The sequence below is a fragment of the Undibacterium sp. TJN25 genome, assembly GCF_049339885.1.
GTDB lineage: Bacteria > Pseudomonadota > Gammaproteobacteria > Burkholderiales > Burkholderiaceae_D > Undibacterium.
This window is the reverse complement of sequence record NZ_JBMPPM010000008.1, coordinates 196,269-213,426: the sequence shown is the minus strand read 5'-3', so window position 1 is coordinate 213,426 and position 17,158 is coordinate 196,269. Positions and strand designations below refer to the sequence as shown.

Here is a 17,158-nt window from a genome sequence, read left to right as displayed (position 1 = left end):
CTGTTTTCCTTGCCGTTAAGGTATTGCCATTCACATCATGAAATTTTTTCTTGATTATACACGTTGACTTACTAACATATTAGTGTTTTAATTTACTCACATATTAGTAAATTATTGAAGCGAGGTAGCCATGATCGTTCGTGACCGTCCGTCAGGACTGAAACTGTTCCTGTCCTTGCGAGGCTCGGTACTTCCGCGGATTTTGCCGGCGCTGATATTGAATACCGTTATCGCCACACTGGTCACGCTGACGCACGGCGACCTGTTTAATATCAAGATTACGCTGACGACCATCCCTTTCAGCATGATAGGTTTACCGCTAGCGATCTTCCTGGGTTTTCGCAATAACGCGGCGTACGACCGCTACTGGGAAGCGCGCAAGCTGTGGGGAGAACTGGTGCTCAGGAGCCGCAACCTGGCGCGCCAGTGCCAGAGCCTGATACAGCATCCGGTACCCGCCACCGCGGCATTGGGCCTGGACGATGTCCGGGTACGCATGGTGTACCGCGCCATCGCCTTTTCCTATGCACTGAAAGACCTGCTGCGTAACACGGCGCCATCTCCTGAAATCAGCACACTGCTGACGAAAACGGAATGGGAACAGACGGCCAAGTCGACCAATATCCCTCACCTGCTGATGTTAAGCATGGGCCGGGATGTACGCTTGTGCCTGGACGAAGGTCGGCTCGATCCCTGCCTGGCAAACAGCATAGATGCAACCCTGTCTGCAATGGGAGGCGCGGCGGCATCCTGCGAACGCATCCGCGGCACGCCCATCCCCTTTTCCTACACGCTGCTGCTGCACCGTACAGCGTATCTGTACTGCTTCCTGCTGCCGTTCGGCCTCGTGGATACGATAGGCTTCATGACGCCGTTTGTGGTGGCGATTGTGGCCTATACCTTCTTCGGCCTGGATGCGCTGGGGGACGAGATTGAAGAGCCCTTCGGCTCCGAAATCAACGATCTGGCGCTGGAGGCGATTTGCCGCGGCGTGGAAATCAATCTGCGCGAATCGCTGGCCGATGACTACGTGCCTGCGCCGCTGGAAGCCGTCAACTACTGCCTGACCTGAGGTCACGGCGCCACATATATCCGGCCTGTCTTTCGCGCAGGATAAGCCGGGGTTTTCCGCACAGGCTCTTGCCTTTTGCAGCATGGCAATGCCACGGGCGGCATTCAAATATTGCAGAGTGTAAATTCCTTACACACGCATCGCAAACTCTGGCAAACTCAGTATAACTACTTAGCCTCCCAGGGTGTTCATCCCCTGCCTGCACAGTGCTTTCACGTCATCTGCATCTTACCGGCACCGGTTCTTCTGCCTGACAGCCATGGCCCATACTGACACGCCTACTACTCCCATTACGCCCACTACACCCATTGACAACGAAGGGGGCTTGCAAACCCTGCTGGAATACCAGGCCATCCTGGACAATGCTTCACTGGGCATTACCTTCACGCTCAACGGCGTATTTTTGCATTGCAATGAGCGCTTCAGCGAAATGTTCGGCTGGACCAGCAAGGAACTGATAGGCCAGCCGACTACACTGGCCTACCCCTCCATCGAAGCCTATCGCGACCTGGGCAAGGTGGCGGAACAGACGCTGGGCGCGGGCAAGCGCATGGATATCGAAATATTGCTGAAGCGCCGCGACGACAGCACATTCTGGTGCCGCATGATGGCCAATGCCATTGATCCGCTGGACCACTCCAAGGGCACCATCTTCATCACCGAAGACATCACCGAAAGGCGAAGCGCCAGCGAAGCGATACGGCAACTGCTGCTGGAGCAGCAGGCCATCCTGGCCAACGCACATATCGGCATCGCCTTCGTCAAGGATGACCTGATCGTCACTTGCAACCAGCATCTGGAACATATCTACGGCTACCGGCACGGCGAACTCGCCAATGTATCATTCAGCAAGCTGCTGCAAACGGTGGACTCATTCGAGCCTGAACTGGAGATCACCAGCGACATCGCCAAGGGCACCAGTTTCATCCGCGAAGTACGGCAAAAAAAGAAGGATGGCAGTCTGTTCTGGTGCAGCATGACGGCCAACCTCGTAGACCAGACTGCGCTGGAGAAAGGCGCCGTCTGGCTGCTGGACGACATCAGCGAGCGCAAGCAGGCCCAGGATGCGCTGATGCAGGCACGCCTGGAACTGGAGCTGCGGGTACTGGAGCGCACGGCAGAACTGGCCAACAGCAATCAGCAGTTGCAGCATGAAATTCAGGTGCGCCAGCTGGCAGAAGAACGCATACGGCATTTGGCGAACCATGATGCGTTGACCGGACTGCCGAATCGCCGCCTGCTGGAAGACCGGCTGGTGCAGGCGCTGAGCCAGGCCAAGCGCAACCAGAAAATGGTGGCGGTCAAATTCATCGACCTGGACCGTTTCAAGGAAGTCAATGACAAGCTCGGCCACCGCATCGGCGACCTGCTGTTGCAGATGGTAGCCAACCGGCTGCGCGGGCTGCTGCGGGAGATAGACACCATCTCCCGCATAGGCGGCGATGAGTTCATCCTCGTCTTGTCGGACATGACGTCCGAACAGCATGTGCTGGAGACAGCGGACAAAATCCTGCATGCGTTATCGCAACCCTACCTGATAGAGCAGCACACGCTAAGCACCACGCCCAGCATAGGCATTGCCCTGTATCCGCGCGATGGCGACCATCCGGAGCAACTGATGTCCAAGGCCGACATCGCGATGTACCAGGTCAAGAAAAAGGGCCGCAAGGGCTATCACCTGTACAGCGAAGACGACTAAAGCGTATCGTCCGGCGACATCTGCGGCGCGGATAAAGGCAGCCGCAAGGTAAAGCGCGTACCCTCGCCCACACGGCTATCCAATCTTATTTCCCCGCCCAGCACGCCTGTAACCAGGTTATAGACGATATTCATGCCCAGGCCGGAACCTCCCTGTCCGAGCTTGGTGGTAAAGAAGGGGTCAAATACCCGCCTCTGGTCTGCTTCCGGAATGCCAGCGCCGTTGTCCGAGAAGATAATTTCGGCATACCCGTCATCCCGCAGCCGGCTGGCAAGGCGCATCTCGCCGCTATTCCTGCCTTCGAAAGCATGCGCCAGTGCGTTGGTCATGAAATTGGTAATGATCTGCCCCAGCGGACCCGGAAAGCTGTCCATCATGATGCCGGGGCTAAGCTCGGTAGCCAGCAAGAACGGGCCTTTCTTGTACATGGGAGACAGCGTGGCGATCACTTCTTCCAGCACCTTTTCCAGATCGAAGCGGCGGCGCTGGCTGCTGGACTGGTCTACCGCCACCTGCTTGAAGCTGCTGATCAGTTCGCGCGCCACGTTCAGCGTGCGCATCAACAAGGCAGTGCCGGTTGTCGCGCTTTGCAGATAACGGTCCAGCGTCGAGCGCCGCAGGCCGCCGCTAGAAATGTCACGCAACAGTTCGCGCGTCTTGTCTTCCAGCGTACTGGCGACTGTTACGCTATTGCCTATCGGCGTATTCAGTTCGTGCGCGACGCCCGCCACAAGCGAGCCGAGTGCGGCCATTTTTTCAGAGCGCACCAACTCGACCTGCGCATGCTTCAGCGACTCCATCGCATCTGCCAGTTCTGCGTTGGCCTGTTCCAGTTTCAGCGTGCGCAGCTTGACCCTGGCCTCCAGCTGAGCGGTCATTTCGCGGATTTCTTTTTCGATTGCATACTGGCGCGTGACGTCCAGCAGCGAAAAAATAAACATCTTGCCGTTCTCCGAATCGAACAGCCGCGCCGACATCAGGCAGATCAGCACGTGTCCGTCTTTGTGACGGTGACGCAGTTCGAAGCGGTCCACCCTGCCCTGCGTGCGCATTTCAGCGATCATTTTTTCACGCTGCCCCGGAGTTTCCCAGAATCCGAGTTCGGTTGCCGTACGCCCTATGACATCCTTGCGCGCATAGCCGAACTGGGCCAGCCATACGTCATTGACTTCAACCAGTTCCGATGTGGCGATATTAACCAGCCCCAATGCGATCGGGGATAGCTGGAATATCGTCGAATACTTATGCTCGTTCTGGCGCAGCAGGGTTTCGGCCTGCACCCTGGCTTGTTCCGTCGCAAGCTCCTGGCCTATGTTCTGTACCGACAGCAGCAGGTAGGTCTGATCCCCGGCGGAAAACTTGGAGCCGGATATTCGGCAGTGGATCACGTGACCGTCCTTGTGCCGGAAATCAATCTGCATGCCGCGCACTTCGCCGTCACCCAGCACCCGCTGGACAAGGTCTTTTCGCTGCGTGAAATCACTCCACAGGCTGAGTTCTCCCGACGTGAAGCCCAGCACCTCTTCGCGTGTATAGCCGGTCAGCGGCTCCCAGTTGCGGTTGACATCGACATAGCGCCCGTCCGCGAGGCTGGTGATGGTCAGCGTATCCGGCACAAGCTGGAATACCGTCGCCAGCACCGCTTCGCGTTCGCGCAACAGTGCCTCCGCTTCTTTCTGCCGGCTGATATCCACCATCGCAATCACAACCTGTTCCACATGCCCGGGGTCTTCCTCTGAAAAAACCGGGTCGGTGCTGACATACAGCCACCTGACGCCGCCCTTGGCAAGCCTCAACCCCAGCGTGACATTGCGCTGCGATTCGCCGGACTGAAAGGTCTTCCATATCGGCAGTTCCTGCTGATCCAGCGGACTGCCGTCTTCCCGCAGGAATTCGAACAGCCTGGCGTCATGCAGCAAGGACATCTGCTGCTCCGTGGTCTCATGGATGGCGGCCGCAGCGGCGTTGGTCAGCACCACATGGCCGTCCCGGTCGCAGACGATGACGCCCTCACCCATTGCATTGAGCACTGCGCGCAGGTGGCGCTCACTGTCGCGCAGATTTTTTTCGGCACGCAAGCGGGCCTGTTCATTATTGTTCCGCTGCGTCGTATCGCGTACCACTGCCAGCATGAAGCGCTTGCCGTCGGTCTCGAACAATGTGCAAAAAGTCTCTACCTGGGCGATCTCACCGTTCTTTTTGCGAAACACCGTGTCGTAGCCGCGCACAAAATTTTCATTCTCCAGCCGCTGCATTAGCTGGGCCCTGTGCGCAGGATCGGGCCATAGGCCCAGGTCGTGGACGGCGCTGCGGCCTATCGATTCGGCCCGGCTATAGCCGAGCACCACTTCCCAGTTACGATTGACGTCCACCAGGATGCCATCGGGCACGCTGGCAATGCTGATGATCTCCGGTACCAGATCGAACATCTTGACGAAACGCTTCTCGCGTTCGCGCAGCTGGCTCTCTACCCGGCTGCGATAGGCCTCCGCCTCGCGCGCCGCCGTCACGTCCTGTACTGTATAGGAGACGAAGGACTCGTCGCCGACATGCACGCGCACGCCGGAGACCTTAACGAAATAGTGATACCCATCCTTATGCCTGAGCGTGGCATCCAGGCCCCAGAACTCTCCCAGGCTCTTCATCGCCGTCACCATGGCGTCACGCTGCGCCAGGTCCACCCACAGGCCCATGTCAGCGGAATTGCGACCCAGCGTCTCTTGCGGCGAGTAACCGGTCAGGGGTTCCCAATGGCGGTTGACTTCCACATATTGGCCACCCTTTTCCTTGCACACGACCAGTACGTCTGGAACCAGCTGGAAGACCTTCTCAAACAGCTGCTCGCGGTCATGCAACGTCTGCTCCGTTTTTTTGCGGGTGTTCATCTCCTGATCCAGCAAGGCCAGCGCACGCGCGGTCTGCCTTTGCTGGTCCAGTGTGGCCGCCACCAGCAGCATCATGCCTGCGGAAAAATCCAGCAGCGCCCCTAGTGAAAACCCAAACAAGGCCAGCGATTCGACGTTTCTGATAAAGGGATAGTCAAATAGATGCAGGCCGCGCAGCCCGATCAGGCTGGCCAGCACGGAATAGCCGGAATTGCCGGCCAGGCGGTCATGTCGCCAAAAGCGCAAGGCACTCGCCAACAGCATGCCGCCTGCGAAAAAATGCGTAGGCATTGCGCGCCAGACGAAGGGAATGCCGGCCAGATGGGAAAATCCTATCCATGCAGAGAACCCGGCAAATAAAAATAAAGGCCGCCGGATTTCTACAGGCTCACCATTGAAGGCGCGGACGCCCAGCCACAGGCTGAGCACGAAGCCCAACAGGAACAGGTCCACTGCCATGGCAAAAGAACCGTAGCCATATTCTCCTGCCAGCGTACAGCACAGGCGCAGGCTCAGGCAGGCATAAGCCAGCGCCCAATATCCGGTAGCACGCCGGTTGACCTGCTGCCGCTGCAAATAAAACAGGATCAGCATCACCAGCGCAGATGCCGCGATCGACATGCTGACTACGGTATGCAAAGAAAAAGATGGCATGTAAGTCCCGGCTCCAGCACCTGTTGCAACGACTTCCCGGACAAAGAGATAACGCTCATGCAGGACTTACAAAGTCAGCATGTCGGCTCAAGTCCTATCGTTTTTATCCGCAGCGGCGGTATATCCACATCGCTCATAGTGATTGGCGCGTTCCCGGCCGGATAAATGCGCATTTTTCTGCAGGCATGCGCATCCGGACGAAGATGGGCCAACTATTCCCATACTACCATCACGCATTTACACATTGCCACGTGTTTGGCATGAATTTAAGAGTACACTGAACTAAGCGATGTTTATTTGAGTCAAACAAAAACTGTCAACTTAAGTTGTCAATTTTTAACAAAATAGGTACCCGTGCTCTTGATTATCACTTCAGGTTCACATAAGATTAAATTGCAAAAAAATTTAATCCAAGCAACAGGGAGATAACTGATGAAGCCTCACCACAGTAAAACGCCCGGCTTGATTGAGCGCATATTCCATCAATATACGGCGCCGCAGGAACTGTCGAGGTCCAGGGTATATGTCGGGGATATCGGGTTTTCGTCCAATTTTTCCGAAGACGACTTGTCGACATGCAGTCATGGCCAGAATGATGATGACATCATTGATTTTCTGGAAGAGGACAGCCAGGACCAGCAAACCAAAACGAGCTTTGCTCCGTGGAAGATCCTGATCGCCGACGACGACATCAACGTACATGAAACCACGCTGCTCGCGCTGAGCGGCGTACAGATACATGGCAGGCCGCTGGAATTCTTGCACGCCTATTCCGCCCGCGAAGCCCGTTCCGTCATCGAAGCCAACCAGGATCTGGCCCTGGTATTGCTGGACGTGGTGATGGAAACAGTGGATGCGGGACTGAAGCTGGTCAGCATTATCCGTAACGACCTGGGCAGGAACAATCTGCGTATCGTATTGCGCACCGGCCAGCCTGGGTATGCGCCTGAGAAACAGGTCAATCACGAATTTGCAATAGACGGCTACACCACCAAATCCAAACTGACCAGGTCTATTTTGATATCGGTGCTGAGCGATACCTTGTCAGGTAACCCGCCTTCGCCCGAGGGACTGCCTAATTAGGATAAAGCCGCAGCAGGCAATCTATTCCTACTAGTCTCAAGCAGTTTCAGTTATCAAATAAAAAAAGGATGCCGTTTTTTCGGCATCCTTTTTTATTTCGTGCATGCCTGATGTAGCAGCAAGGCCTTGCGCTTTATTCCGAGTCCGGCTGGCTCCCTGGGGATGCGCGGGAGAAAGCATCCAGTTCCAGGCAAGCCTCGTTGATGCGCATGATGACCGGCATGGCACTCATGTCGCACTTGAAACGCAGTGCATTGAAAACCTGCGGAACCAGGCAGCAGTCGGCCAGCGTGGGAGTATCGCCGAAACAAAAACGGCCGGTGCGCGCGTCCGACGCCAGCCTTTGCTCCAGTGCCGCCATGCCTGCTTCGCACCAGTGCCGATACCAGGCATTTTTTTGCTCTTCGTTCACGCCCAGTGTCGTACTCAGGTAGCGCAGCACCCGAAGGTTATTCACCGGGTGAATTTCGCAGGCAACAGACAACGCCAGCGACCTGACGTAGGCCCTGTCAGCAGGGCCACGCGGCAGCACCGGAACCTGCGGGTGGGTTTCTTCTAGGTATTCGATAATGGCCAGCGACTGCGTGATCTCCACGTCTTTACCGTCATGCTCGTCCATGAAGGACGGCACCAGTGCATCCGGATTAATCGCGCGATAACTGTCCGAGTATTGCTCGCCGCCGTTTTTCACCAGATGGATGGGAACGGTATCGTACTCCAGGCCTTTCAGGTTCAGCGCTATGCGTACCCGGTAAGATGCGGAACTGCGAAAATAACTATACAGCTTCATGCCTGCTCCCTGTCATACCAGTTGTACTTTCAACGACCCCAGTCCGGAAATTCGCCCTTCCAGCAGATCGCCGGTTTTTACGGCAGCGACACCCTCCGGCGTACCGGTAAAGATCAGGTCACCGGCTTGCAGTTCGTAGAATTTGGACAGGTAGGAAATGGTTTCGGCAACGTTCCAGATCAGCTTGCGGATATCGCTGTCCTGGCGCTGCTCGCCGTTGACATCCAGGTGGATATTGCCTTCGGTGATCAATTTGGTCTGCGCTACCGGATACAGTGAGGAAATCGGCGCCGAATAGTCGAATCCCTTGCCGGTATCCCAGGGCCTGCCCTGCTTCTTCGCTTCGCCCTGCAAGTCGCGCCGGGTCATATCCAGGCCGACTGCATAGCCCCATATATAGGAAGCGGCATCTTCCACCGAAATATCCTTGCCGGATTTGCCGATTGCGACCACCAGTTCTATCTCGTGGTGCAGGTCCTTGGTCATGCTCGGATAAGGCATCTCACCCGTTTTGCCTTCCGCCACAGGCAATACTGCATCCGCCGGTTTCATAAAGAAAAACGGCGCTTCGCGGCCGGTGTGGCCCATCTCTATCGCGTGGTCAACATAATTGCGGCCCACGCAGTAGATCCGGTGCACCGGGAACAGCGCATCGGAACCGGCAACAGGTACGGTCGCGGTGACCGGGGGGAATACATAGCTCATTATTTTTCCTTTCATATCAGATGCGCAGGGCCTCAAGCTTAGCTGCAAGCGAAAACCCTGCCCGGATTCAGACCCGTGTACAGGCAATCGGTTCCCTCTTCAGCCTTGCCCACAGCGGTCAAGCGGTCAGACCGTGCTGGCCGCGAGGATTTTAGCCAGCCTCTGCATCTGCTTGTCGTTCGTCAGCGCCGGCAGCGCGCAGACATTGCGCAATTGCTCACCCACGGCGGGCTGTCTGCTGCCCGACTGCAGGGAGGACTGCAATACCTTGACCTGCATCTGCAGCCGCTCGCGCGAAAATTCTTCCGGACTATCCACGCTGGCAACGACTTCCAGTTGCAACAAGGCCTGGTCAAACCTGTCTGCATTATCCCGCAATGTGCCGACGTATGCCTGATCCTGCTCCTGCAAAGCTTTGACGATGGCAGAAAAGCGCCGTTGCATCGCCGCATCCGCCTTGGCCTGCAACGGCGGCAGACCCGCCCATTCAGCCGACAGCTGCGCTACCCTGGCTTCATCGGCGGTGTCCAGCACCAGCATTTTTTCCAGCGTGTGGCAGATAACTATCCTCTGCTGCAACGCCTGGTTCGCCAGCTTGTCTTTTTCGCGCAGCAGGCGGGCCGCTGCTGCTTCTAGCGCGCTTACCGCATTCTTGTAGCGCTGCTCAATCGCCGCTTCGTCCGCTCTCGGCACATAGCCGATGTCGCGCCAGGCCGCGGCACTCTGCTGCAGCAATTGCCGGATCGCCTGATCGCTGTCCAAGGCATCCCGGGCCTGCTCCAGCCCGGCGCAGACTGTCTCTTTCGCCTGCAGGTTATCCTTGCGCTGGCTGTCTGCAGTTTCAGATGCTGCCCTGCGCTGCGCGAATATCGCATCGCAGGCAGCACGGAATTTTTCCCACAGCGCCTGCTCGTCCTTGCGCTTCAGCGGCACGGAGCCGGCCTGTTCCTGCCAGCGGGCCTGCAAGGCACGCACTTCGTCGACAACGGAGCGTTGGTCAGGGCTCAGCGCCTGCGCTTCGGCGATCATGGCTTCTCGATCTGCGATCTCCTGCTTCCTCCGCTGTTCCAGCGGAGCCCACAGTATCTTATAGGCTGCGTCGAATTCGCTTTCCAGCCTTGGCCTGTGCTTACGGTCCACCGGTCCCAGCGTCTGCCATTTTTGGCGCGCCTGCACACCGAGGTTAACGATACCCTTCCAGTCAACGGGCTGCTGCTCCAGCAGCGCGGCATGGCTGCGCAGTTCGGCAATCATGGCATCGGCTGTCTCCAGATTCGCCTTGCGCTCCTCTCCGAGTTGCTGGAAGTAGGCGGCGGCAGGCGCGTACGCCAGCGAGCAGGCAGCATCAAAGCGCTCCCACACGTCCTTGCTGGCCGAGCCGCTGACCGCTTCCATCGATTTCCAGCGTTCACGCAGGTCGGCGACCCGCTTGGCCAGCTCGTTCGGTTCCAGCTTTTGCACAGGCAATTCTTCTGCCGTTTTGACGAGTTCGTCGCGCGAAACACCGCCGCCCCATTTTGCCCAACCTTGCAAATGGCCCAGCTCGCTGCGCACGCGCAACAGCCTGTCGCGTTCTGCAAGGGGCAAGCCGGACGCCTTTGTGTCGATGGCGCGCAATTCCCTGTCAAATTTGATCGCAGCCTGGACACTGCCCTGCGCCAGCGCCTCCTCCATGCCGTTGATGGAGGCGAGGATTTTTTCGACGCTGACCACGGCCAATGCCGGCTTGTCTTTCAAATTTTTCTTTTCCCTGGCTTCCCTGGGGACAGCCGTTTCAGCGGGCGCACCGTCAGCATCGACGGGGCCGGCATCACTCGATGCAGTTTCTGCCCTGGCGGCAAGCTCGTCGGCCACCTGGCTTGCCTGAGCGGACAATGCCGCGGCAGCTGCAGCGATGGAGGCCGCCTTGTCCGCGGCCTTTTTCTCTGCCCTCGCGTGCTCTTCTGCCTGTTTGCGCGCGATCTCCAGCTGCGCGTCCACCGTCTTGCGTAATTCGGCTATTTCCTGCGCGAACTCCTGCGCCAGGTTTTTCGGCAGTGATACCGCTTCGGGCTGCGCCAGACCGCTGTCGAACTCACCCTGCAACATGCCAAGTGCATGCTGCGCCTGTTCCGGTTCCAGTCTTGCGGCGTCCACACCGGCCATCTCATGCAGTCTGGCGATCAGGTTCAGCACCTTGCGCTGCAAAGCGGTTTGCGCCTGCAACCTGTTTTCCAGCTGTGCCCTGAGCGCATCGAATTCCTGCTTCAGCTCCTGTGGGAACTCTTTTACGGCCGCAGCCTGCTTGTCCAGCTCCACAACCTGGTTGGCCATCAGATGCGCCGTCTGTTGCATTTGTGCGGCGGCTGCGATACACGCCTGCGCGGCAGAGCGCTGCCTGCCCGCGGCATGGATGACATCCAGCCTGGATTGCATCAGCTTTGCCACCCGCCTGTCCGTATTGCGCGTTGCCGCCAGCACCTGGTTCAACGCCACCTCGCCATATATATAGTGGGCGGCCTTCAGGCGGCCGTCGGCGAAGTCGCAGGCCAGCAAAAAGGCCGTCACGGCGGCCTCGTCCTGGGCAATATTTTCCAGCCTCGCCAGCGCCGCATTCCTGGCCTGTTCGGACTGCTGTTTCTTTGCATCCTGCGCGGCAAGCTGCGAGGCGCTGGGTGCATGGGCGGCCGTGGCCGGAGGGACAGTTTTGGGTTTTCTTTTGAACAGGAAATCGAACATGGCGTACCGGTGGAAAAAGCAAAACAAGCATCATAGCAGGAAGGCCTGCCCTAACTCCGCCGGATTTCTTTATTTACAGGAAACAAACCGGCGCAGCATTTGCACCATTATCTAACAAATAATCTCAAAACCGTTTTTTCGCACGAAATCGGGGAAAAATCCGCACTTAATTCGCCGTTTTTCTCTGTTCGCCGTATGCCGGCTCCCCGTATATGCCTCCAATTCGGCCTTTAACCGCCCTTTTCAAGTCCGGCTGCCGCTGGCACGCAATCTGCTATTTCTCTTAGCGGAAGTATCGCCACATCGCAGCTCACCGTATCCCGCAGTAATTGGTCAATAAGTCCTAATCACTATTTGGAGAAATCATGTCCCGTCGTACCATACTAAAAGCAACAGCACTCGGCGCAATGGCACTGGCAACGTCTGGCTGGGTCACTCAGGCCCTGGCTGAAGACACGATCAAGATCGGCATTTTGCACTCCCTGTCCGGCACCATGGCCATCTCGGAGACCTCATTGAAAGATGTGGCGCTGATGACGATAGACGAGATCAACGCCAAGGGCGGCGTGATGGGCAAGAAACTGGAAGCGGTGATCGTTGATCCGGCCTCCAACTGGCCTCTGTTCGCAGAAAAAGCCCGCCAGCTGATCACGCAGGATAAAGTTGCGGTCGTCTTCGGCTGCTGGACTTCGGTATCGCGCAAATCGACGCTGCCGGTCTTCAAGGAACTGAACAGCCTGCTGTTCTACCCTGTGCAATATGAAGGCGAAGAACTGGAAAAGAATGTGTTCTACACCGGCGCAGCGCCTAACCAGCAAGCCATCCCTGCCACCGAATACCTGATGTCCAAGGAAGGCGGCGGCGCCAAGCGTTTCGTGCTGCTGGGCACTGACTATGTCTATCCGCGCACGACCAACAAGATCCTGCGCGCTTTCCTGCATAGCAAGGGCGTCAAGGATACCGACATCGATGAAGTGTACACACCGTTCGGCCATTCGGATTACCAGACCATCGTTGCCAACATCAAAAAATTCGCTGCCGGCGGCAAGACTGCTGTGATCTCCACCATCAACGGCGATTCCAACGTGCCTTTCTATAAAGAGCTCGGCAATGCCGGCCTGAAAGCGACCGATGTGCCTGTTGTCGCCTTCTCTGTGGGCGAGGAAGAGTTGCGCGGTGTGGATACCAAACCGCTGGTCGGCCACCTGGCTGCATGGAACTATTTTGAATCGGTCAAAAATCCGGTCAATACCGAATTCATCAAAAAATGGAAGGACTACGCTGCGGCGAAAAAACTGCCTAATGCGAATACCGTCGTCACCAACGACCCGATGGAAGCAACCTATGTCGGCATCTATATGTGGAAACAGGCCGTAGAAAAAGCCAAGTCCACGGATACGGACAAGGTCATCGCGGCAATGGGCGGCCAGACTTTCAAAGCACCTTCCGGCTTTGAACTGATGATGGATAAAACCAACCATCACCTGCACAAACCAGTCATGATCGGCGAGATCAAGGCAGACGGCCAGTTCAACGTGGTCTACAAAACCAAAACGACCATTCGCGCACAGCCTTGGAGCCCTTACATCCCGGGCAACGAAAGCAAACAGAAGCTGTAACCGGCAGTATCGGCGCAGTACCGACCCGGCATCGGCAGCCATTCAGGCAACCGGGCCGGCACCGCGCCGCTGAACTTACGCAGGACGTTAGCAGGCACATCGCGGCTCCGCATGGATCCGTCATGTGCCGGCTTTGTACTGCTACGCACGCGGGAAAAATCCGCAAAGCATTCCTCAATTGCGCCATTCGTCGGTTCGCGCCCGACTCACGCTTACCAGCGTCACTGCGCCCACTATGAACATCATCAGACAAAGCCTTGCCCTGTTATTGTTTTCCCTCGCGTTCAGCGCACAGGCGGCCATAGAGCCGAAGCTGCTGCAGCCGCTGGCCGGCGATGATCCCGACGCCCGCATAGAGGCCGTCAACGCCATCGCAGCCCTGGCGAATGAAGACGCCTCCAAAGTATTGAATGCGTTAAAGAACGAATCCCTGTATGCGAACCCGGCAAAACCCGACAGCCCCGTGTATGTAGTCGAAGACGACAAAGCCTACGATCCGGCAACAGGTAAAACATCTGCGCTGCCGGAAGGTGCGGAAGCGATCAGCATCAATAACCGCTTGCGCGGCGCGATAGACAGCGCGCTGTCCGGCCTCAAACTATTTTCGGCGGAAAAAGCGGCGCGCCTTTCCGCTGCCAAGGAGCTGTTGAAAGACGCCAGCCTTGAACAGCTGCCGCTGGTCACCAAGGCCTATGTGAAAGAAAACGATCCCGAGATCAAATCCATCCTGCAAATGGTGATCGCCACTGCCAACCTGCAATCGCCGGATGCGGCGCAGCGCAAGGCTGCGGTCAAGTCGCTGGTGGACAGCAATAACGCCAGCCTGAAGCCCATCCTGCAAAAAATGCTGGCCCAGAATCCCGACGGCAGCTACGGCGAACCGGATGAAGGCATACGCGTTGAAGTAGTCAATACATTGAGCGCCATCGATTCGCGGCTGAGCCGCATGGAATTTGTCGGCAACCTGTTTTACGGCATCTCGCTGGGCAGTGTGCTGCTGCTGGCCGCCCTGGGCCTGGCTATCACTTTCGGCCTGATGGGCATCATCAACATGGCCCACGGCGAACTGCTGATGATAGGCGCCTACACGACGTATGCGTGCCAGATGGCGTTCCGCAAGTTCATGCCAGGCGCGGTCGATGCCTACCTGATCGTCGCCCTGCCGGCGGCCTTCATCGTTGCCGGCGCAGTCGGCATCGTGCTGGAACGCACGGTCATACGCTGGCTGTATGGACGCCCCCTGGAAACCCTGCTGTGTACCTGGGGCATCAGCCTGATCCTGATGCAGCTGGTGCGCACCATCTTCGGCGCGCAGAACGTGGAAGTGTCCAATCCCTCGTGGATGTCCGGCGGCATCACCGTGCTGGGTTCGCTGGTGCTGTCTTACAACCGCATCATCATCATTTTCTTTGCGCTGTTTGTCGTGTTTTCCGTATGGCTGATCCTTAACAAGACCCGGCTTGGCCTGTTCGTGCGCGCGGTCACGCAAAACCGCCGCATGGCCGATTGCGTCGGGGTGTCTACGGGCAGGATAGACATGATGACCTTCGGCCTCGGCTCCGGCATTGCGGGACTGGGCGGCGTAGCCTTGTCGCAGCTGGGCAATGTCGGTCCCGACCTGGGGCAAGGCTTCATCGTCGATTCTTTCATGGTCGTGGTGCTGGGCGGTGTAGGCCAGCTGGCCGGCACCGTGATTGCGGCGCTGGGCCTGGGTGAAGTCAATAAATTCCTGGAGCCGGTCGCCGGCGCGGTGATGGCAAAGATCGTGATCCTGGTCTTCATCATCATTTTCATACAGCGCCGCCCGCAAGGCTTGTTTGCGCTGAAAGGCAGGAGCGTGGAATGAATCCCCTGATGAACAACTCCCTGTTTTCCCGTCCGGCATGGACCGGCATCCTGATCTGCACCACGGTGCTGTTGCTGTTGCCGATACTTAATCTGACGTTCCCCGAAGGCCACGCACTGCATATCTCTAGCTATACCATCGCGCTGATCGGCAAGTTCATGTGCTATGCAATGGCAGCGCTGGCGCTGGACCTGGTGTGGGGCTACACCGGCATCCTGTCGCTGGGACATGGCGTATTCTTCGCGCTGGGCGGCTATGCGCACGGCATGTACCTGATGCGCGCCATCGGCCGCGACGGCGTATATCAAAGCAATTTGCCGGACTTCATGGTCTTCCTGGACTGGAAGACCTACCCCTGGTACTGGGCGATGACCGACAATTTCTGGTACTGCATGCTGCTGGTAATCCTGGTGCCAGGCGTACTGGCCTTTGTGTTCGGTTTCTTTGCCTTCCGTTCGCGCATCAAGGGCGTGTACTTTTCCATCATCACGCAGGCAATGACCTACGCGTTCATGCTGCTGTTTTTCCGTAACAATACCGGCTTCGGCGGCAACAACGGCTTCACCGACTTCAAGCGCATATTGGGCTTTACGATCACCGCCCCCGGAACGAAGGCCGGCCTGTACCTGATTACGCTATTGCTGCTGCTGGGCTCCCTGCTGCTGTGCCGCTGGATCGTCACCTCCAAGCTGGGGCGTGTGCTGCAGGCAGTGCGTGATTCGGAATCCCGTCTGATGTTTATCGGCTACAACCCCCTATGGTTCAAACTCTTCGTGTGGACGCTGTCCGCAGTATTATGCGGCATCGCCGGCGCCCTGTATGTGCCGCAGGTCGGCATCATCAATCCGTCAGAAATGTCACCCGGCAATTCAATCGAAATGGTGATCTGGGCAGCAGTAGGCGGCCGCGGCAGCCTGCTCGGCCCCATCATCGGCGCCTTTACCGTCAACGGCCTGAAAAGCTGGTTCACCGCCGCCTTCCCTGAACTGTGGCTATATGCGCTGGGCCTGATCTTTATCCTGGTGACGCTGTTCATGCAGCAGGGCATACTCGGTGTTATTGCCAAACTCAGATACAGGAAGAAAATGGCCGCCAGCCAGGACGATACCGGCCTGGAAAAAACGGCAGGCCCCAGCGGAGAAACAGCATGACGGAAATCTCACGCGTACCACCCGTACCGTCGGTACCCCCTTTACCCTCCGTACCTATTGCGCCCCTGGCCTCCCCGGTTCTGCAACCGGGCCAGACCTATGACGGCCAGACCGGCGACCAGGGTGTCTCCTACGGCCGTGTCAAGCAGGAAGGTGTGGATACTAGCCACGGCGCCATCCTCTACCTGGAAGAAATCACGGTCTCCTTCGACGGCTTCAAGGCCATCAACAAGCTGACACTGGACATCTCAGTCGGTGAACTGCGCTGTATCATCGGCCCGAACGGGGCCGGCAAGACCACGATGATGGATGTCATTACCGGCAAGACACGGCCCAGTTCCGGCACCGCCTTCTTCGGCCAGACAATGGACCTGACGCGGATGACCGAATACGACATCGCCCACGCCGGCATAGGACGCAAGTTCCAGCGCCCTACCGTATTCGAGCAGCATACGGTATTCGAAAACCTGGAACTGGCAATGAAGATGGACAAGCGCGTCAAGACCACGCTGTTCGCCCGCCTGAACAGCGAACAGAAAGGCAAGATCGACGCCATCCTGCAACTGATACGGCTGAACGGACAGGAAAACCGGCTTGCCGGCTTGCTGTCACATGGCCAGAAGCAATGGCTGGAAATCGGCATGCTGCTGATCCAGGAACCGCAGCTGATCTTGCTGGATGAACCGGTCGCCGGCATGTCCGACGCCGAGACGGCGCGCACTGCCGAATTGCTGAATGAATTGCGCGGCAAGCACTCCATCATGGTCGTCGAGCATGACATGGGCTTCGTGACCGAAATCGCGCAGCAAGGAAAAGTGACGGTATTGCATGAAGGTTCCGTACTGGCGCAGGGCACGATGCAGGAAGTCCAGGCCGACGAACGCGTCATCGAGGTATATCTGGGCCGTTGAACAAACTGCAAATCCAAGACTCGCC

At 57.4% G+C, this 17,158-nt stretch carries 11 protein-coding genes; 7 read left to right on the top strand and 4 right to left on the bottom strand.

Annotated elements, in window-relative coordinates:
* Window positions 1–130 precede the first annotated feature (130 nt).
* Together ACO0LO_RS20585 and ACO0LO_RS20580 are read left to right on the top strand one after the other, a co-directional pair.
* Window positions 131–1,072, top strand: a complete 942-nt coding sequence (locus tag ACO0LO_RS20585) for a bestrophin family protein (RefSeq protein ID WP_422966901.1) — start codon at window positions 131–133, stop codon at window positions 1,070–1,072.
* Window positions 1,073–1,331: 259 nt separating this feature from the next.
* Complete coding sequence (locus ACO0LO_RS20580) at window positions 1,332–2,771, top strand: diguanylate cyclase domain-containing protein (RefSeq protein ID WP_422966899.1); 1,440 nt, start codon at window positions 1,332–1,334, stop codon at window positions 2,769–2,771.
* Here ACO0LO_RS20580 and ACO0LO_RS20575 read toward each other — a convergent pair.
* Window positions 2,768–6,310, bottom strand: coding sequence for a PAS domain S-box protein (locus tag ACO0LO_RS20575; RefSeq protein WP_422966897.1), 3,543 nt, complete (start codon window positions 6,308–6,310; stop codon window positions 2,768–2,770). The genes ACO0LO_RS20580 and ACO0LO_RS20575 overlap by 4 nt on opposite strands.
* Window positions 6,311–6,742: 432 nt before the next feature.
* Here ACO0LO_RS20575 and ACO0LO_RS20570 point away from each other — a divergent pair, with 432 nt between their 5' ends.
* On the top strand, window positions 6,743–7,393 hold the full coding sequence (locus ACO0LO_RS20570) for a response regulator (RefSeq protein ID WP_422966895.1): 651 nt from the start codon (window positions 6,743–6,745) through the stop codon (window positions 7,391–7,393).
* A gap of 133 nt (window positions 7,394–7,526) precedes the next feature.
* On the opposite strand, the gene maiA is transcribed toward ACO0LO_RS20570, so the two are convergent.
* From maiA to ACO0LO_RS20555, 3 genes are all read right to left on the bottom strand, one after another.
* Window positions 7,527–8,183 (bottom strand): maleylacetoacetate isomerase, encoded by a 657-nt coding sequence (maiA, locus tag ACO0LO_RS20565; RefSeq protein WP_422966893.1) that lies wholly within the window; start codon window positions 8,181–8,183, stop codon window positions 7,527–7,529.
* Window positions 8,184–8,195: 12 nt separating this feature from the next.
* Entirely contained in the window at window positions 8,196–8,888 is a 693-nt protein-coding gene (locus tag ACO0LO_RS20560; RefSeq protein ID WP_422966891.1) for a fumarylacetoacetate hydrolase family protein, read from the bottom strand.
* Window positions 8,889–9,014: 126 nt separating this feature from the next.
* Window positions 9,015–11,606: a DUF349 domain-containing protein gene (locus tag ACO0LO_RS20555; RefSeq protein WP_422966889.1), complete on the bottom strand. Its 2,592-nt coding sequence runs from the start codon at window positions 11,604–11,606 to the stop codon at window positions 9,015–9,017.
* Window positions 11,607–11,971: 365 nt separating this feature from the next.
* Here ACO0LO_RS20555 and urtA point away from each other — a divergent pair, with 365 nt between their 5' ends.
* The 4 genes from urtA (at window position 11,972) to urtD (ending at window position 17,133) form a co-directional block, all read left to right on the top strand.
* The gene (gene urtA / locus ACO0LO_RS20550; protein WP_422966887.1) at window positions 11,972–13,225 is read left to right on the top strand and encodes an urea ABC transporter substrate-binding protein; all 1,254 of its coding nucleotides are present in this window, start codon (window positions 11,972–11,974) and stop codon (window positions 13,223–13,225) included.
* Window positions 13,226–13,460: 235 nt separating this feature from the next.
* The gene (urtB, locus tag ACO0LO_RS20545; protein ID WP_422966886.1) at window positions 13,461–15,071 is read left to right on the top strand and encodes an urea ABC transporter permease subunit UrtB; all 1,611 of its coding nucleotides are present in this window, start codon (window positions 13,461–13,463) and stop codon (window positions 15,069–15,071) included.
* Window positions 15,068–16,222: an urea ABC transporter permease subunit UrtC gene (gene urtC, locus ACO0LO_RS20540; protein ID WP_422966884.1), complete on the top strand. Its 1,155-nt coding sequence runs from the start codon at window positions 15,068–15,070 to the stop codon at window positions 16,220–16,222. The genes urtB and urtC overlap by 4 nt, the downstream gene beginning before the upstream one ends.
* Window positions 16,219–17,133, top strand: a complete 915-nt coding sequence (gene urtD, locus ACO0LO_RS20535) for an urea ABC transporter ATP-binding protein UrtD (RefSeq protein WP_422966882.1) — start codon at window positions 16,219–16,221, stop codon at window positions 17,131–17,133. Before urtC ends, urtD begins: the two co-directional genes overlap by 4 nt.
* The last annotated feature ends 25 nt before the right edge of the window (window positions 17,134–17,158 follow it).